Origin of the sequence: Saccharomonospora halophila 8, assembly GCF_000383775.1 — a bacterium.
GTDB lineage: Bacteria > Actinomycetota > Actinomycetes > Mycobacteriales > Pseudonocardiaceae > Saccharomonospora > Saccharomonospora halophila.
In genome coordinates, this window is the sequence record NZ_KB912501.1 from 17,673 (window position 1) to 20,961 (window position 3,289).

Sequence of the window (3,289 nt, forward strand, 5' to 3'; positions counted from 1 at the left end):
TCGGCGAGCTCCGGCAGCAGTGCGCGCACCGCCGCCCGCACGTCCGCGGCCGTCGCCGGGGTCGTCGGGGGAATCCGGGAGGAGTCGGGCACGCGCCGATCCTGCGCGCCCGCCCGGGATGATCGGGGCCGGACATCCCGACCAGTGGGACTCCCCCACCCCCGGCCGCATCCGGCGACCTACCTTCACGATCGCAGGACTTCCGTCGGTGAAGGAATGGGATCGAAGTGACCACAGTCGAGTCGGCGAGCGACGAGGTTCGCACCATCGAGGCCGAGGCCGCACCGACGCGGTTCGCGCGGGGGTGGCACTGCCTCGGCCTCGCCGAGTGGTTCCGGGACGGCGAGCCGCACACCATCACCGCGTTCGGCCGGAAGCTGGTCGTGTTCCGCAGCGGGAGCGACGACCGGTTGAACGTGCTCGACGCCTACTGCCGGCACATGGGCGGGGACCTCTCCCGCGGCACCGTCAAGGGCGACGAGATCGCCTGCCCGTTCCACGACTGGCGCTGGGGCGGTGACGGCCGCTGCAAGAAGATCCCCTACGCGCGCCGGGTGCCGCTGCGGGCACGGACCTCCGCGTGGCGCACGATGGAGCAGGACGGCCTGCTGTTCGTGTGGAACGACCCGGAGGGCAACCCGCCTCCCGACGAGGTCACCATCCCGCGGATCGAGGGCGCCACCAGCGACGACTGGACCGACTGGGTGTGGCACGAGATCGTGGTGGACACCAACTGCCGCGAGATCGTCGACAACGTCGTGGACATGGCGCACTTCTTCTACGTGCACTACTCGTTCCCGACCTACTTCAAGAACGTCTTCGAGGGCCACGTCGCGACCCAGTACATGAACGGCACCGCCCGCGAGGACGTGCAGCCGCCGAGCCGGGACGGCTCGAAACCGGCGCTGGTGGGCAACTCGTCGGTGGCGTCGTACTACGGCCCGTCATTCATGATCGACGAGCTGACCTACCACTACGACCAGATGAACATCGACTCGGTTCTGATCAACTGCCACTACCCGATCACCGAGAACTCGTTCGTGCTGCAGTACGGGATCATCGTCAAGCGGGACAATCTCGGCGAGGCCGCGGACGCGGTGGCGAACAAGATGGCCGGCTTCATCGCCCAGGGGTTCGAACAGGACGTCGCGATCTGGAAGAACAAGGCCAAGATCGACAACCCGCTGCTGTGCGAGGAGGACGGTCCGGTCTACCAGCTGCGGCGCTGGTACCAGCAGTTCTACGTCGACGTCGCCGACATCGAGCCGGAGATGGTGGAGCGGTTCGAGTTCGAACTGGACACCACCCGCCCGGTCGAGGCCTGGAAGCAGGAAGTGGCCGACAACCTCGCCCACCGCGAGCGGGAGAAGCAGACCAGTTGATGATCCGCGAGGACAACCGGCTCGCCGACGTGCCGATGACCCCCGTCCGGTGCCGCGAATGCGGCACCACGGTGCACGCGCGCAAGGCGAGCCCGGAACAGACCAGTATCCAGTGGAACGCCACGGCGAGGGCCGAATGCGCCGAGCGCCGCGCCGGGGCCGGGAACGGGAACGGAAACGGCACGGAACCACCCACCGCACGGTTCGCGACCTGCCACGCGCTGCGCGACTCGATCGACCGTGCGGCCGCGACGGGCGCGATCGAGGTGGGTGAGGCCTGACGCGGGCCGAACCGCGCCGGGGCGCCGAGGCGGGTTCGAACGCGCGGCGCGCGGGGACGGCCGGGTTCCCGGTGCCGGGGAATCGACCGGATCCACACGACGGGAAGCAGGAGACGATGCGGGAGCAGTACGGCCCGTGGGCCGTCATCGCCGGCGGTTCGGAGGGCGTGGGGGCGGCGTTCGCCCACCAGCTCGCGGACGCGGGGATCAACAGCGTGCTGATCGCGCGCAAACCCCGGCCTCTGGCGGAGACCGCCGCGGCGGTGCGGGACAAGGGGGTCGAGGTCCGCACCCTGGCGCGGGACCTCACCGACCCGGCGGCACCGGAGGAGATCCGGACCGCCACCGGGGACCTCGACGTCGGCCTGCTGGTGTACAACGCGGGCGCCAACAGCTACGGCCACGAGTTCGTCACCGGCGACCCGGACCGGATGCGGGAGGTCGTCGACCTGAACATCACCGCCCAGCTCGCGCTGACCCGGCACTTCGGGCAGCGGCTCGCCGGGCGCGGCCGCGGGGGCATCCTGCTGGTCGGCTCGATGGCGGGCTACCTCGGGCAGGCCGAGGTGAGCGTGTACTCGGCCGCCAAGGCGTTCGGCCGGGTGTTCGCCGAGGGTCTGTGGCTGGAACTGCGCGAGTACGGGGTGCACGTCCTCGAACTCGTGCTCGGGGTCACCGACACCCCGGCGATGCGCCGCGGCGGGCTGAACCTCGACCTGCCGGGGCTGAACGTCGCCCGTCCCGACGACGTGGCCCGCGAGGGCCTGGAGCACCTCGCGGACGGTCCGGTGTGGATCGCGGGTGGGAACCAACGCGCGGTGGAGAAGCGCAACGGGTTCCCCCGGGCCGACGTCGTTCTCGGCGCCCACGAGGCGATGCGCCGCCTGCTCGACCCGGCCTCCTGAGCCACGCCGCCACGACACGCCGGTCGACGGGCCTTCGGGACACCGGACTCCGGGACGGATCCCCGCCGTTGACCACGGCAGGGACCGGCCTCCCCACGGACGGCGGGGAGGCCGGTCTCAGCTGTGCGAACCGCCGTCGACGCGGAGCTCCACACCGTTGAGGTACCCGCCGTCGTCCGAGCCCGCGAAGGCGATCGCGGCGGCGATCTGTTCCGGCCGCCCCGGCTCGCCCCACAGCGGGAAGGTGCGCCGGTACCAGCGCGTGTCGATGCCGGCGTAGGTGTCCCGGTCCGCCGTCAACGGGGTCGCCACACCGCCCGGGGAGACCGGCACGACCCGGATGCGGCGCGGGGCCAGCTCCGCCGCCAGGGACACCGACAGGGACAGCAGCGCCCCCTTCGAGGCGGCGTAGCCGGTCATCCCCGGGTGTGCCTTCGTCGCCGCGGTGGAGGTGACGTTGACGATCACCCCGGTGCGATCCGGCACGTGCGGCAGCAGCTCACGGCACACCACCGTGGGGGCGAGCACGTTCACCGCGAACAACGTCCGGTAGTCACCGGTGTCGGCCGACGCGATCGGGGTGGTGCGCAGGGTGCCCGCGACGTTGGCGACCACGTCCACCCGGCCCAGGGTCCGCACCGCCGCGGCGCAGGCGGCCACGACCTCGTCCTCCACGGACAGGTCGGCGACGTGGGTGTGCAGCCGCGTGGTGGCCGCCGTG

General features: G+C 71.5%; 4 protein-coding genes. 3 read left to right on the plus strand and 1 reads right to left on the minus strand.

The window, feature by feature from the left end:
• Positions 1 to 227 precede the first annotated feature (227 nt).
• From SACHA_RS0105095 to SACHA_RS0105105, 3 genes are all read left to right on the plus strand, one after another.
• Positions 228 to 1,382 carry a Rieske 2Fe-2S domain-containing protein gene (locus SACHA_RS0105095; RefSeq protein ID WP_019807687.1) on the plus strand — a complete coding sequence of 385 codons (1,155 nt, stop codon included), beginning with the start codon at positions 228 to 230 and terminating at the stop codon, positions 1,380 to 1,382.
• Entirely contained in the window at positions 1,382 to 1,663 is a 282-nt protein-coding gene (locus tag SACHA_RS0105100; RefSeq protein ID WP_019807688.1) for a hypothetical protein, read from the plus strand. The genes SACHA_RS0105095 and SACHA_RS0105100 overlap by 1 nt, the downstream gene beginning before the upstream one ends.
• 116 nt (positions 1,664 to 1,779) lie before the next feature.
• Positions 1,780 to 2,568 carry an SDR family NAD(P)-dependent oxidoreductase gene (locus SACHA_RS0105105; RefSeq protein ID WP_019807689.1) on the plus strand — a complete coding sequence of 263 codons (789 nt, stop codon included), beginning with the start codon at positions 1,780 to 1,782 and terminating at the stop codon, positions 2,566 to 2,568.
• A 117-nt stretch (positions 2,569 to 2,685) separates the two neighbouring features.
• On the opposite strand, the gene SACHA_RS0105110 is transcribed toward SACHA_RS0105105, so the two are convergent.
• Positions 2,686 to 3,289, minus strand: a 604-nt coding sequence (locus SACHA_RS0105110; RefSeq protein WP_019807690.1) for an SDR family NAD(P)-dependent oxidoreductase, incomplete at its 5' end; no start/stop codon positions are given.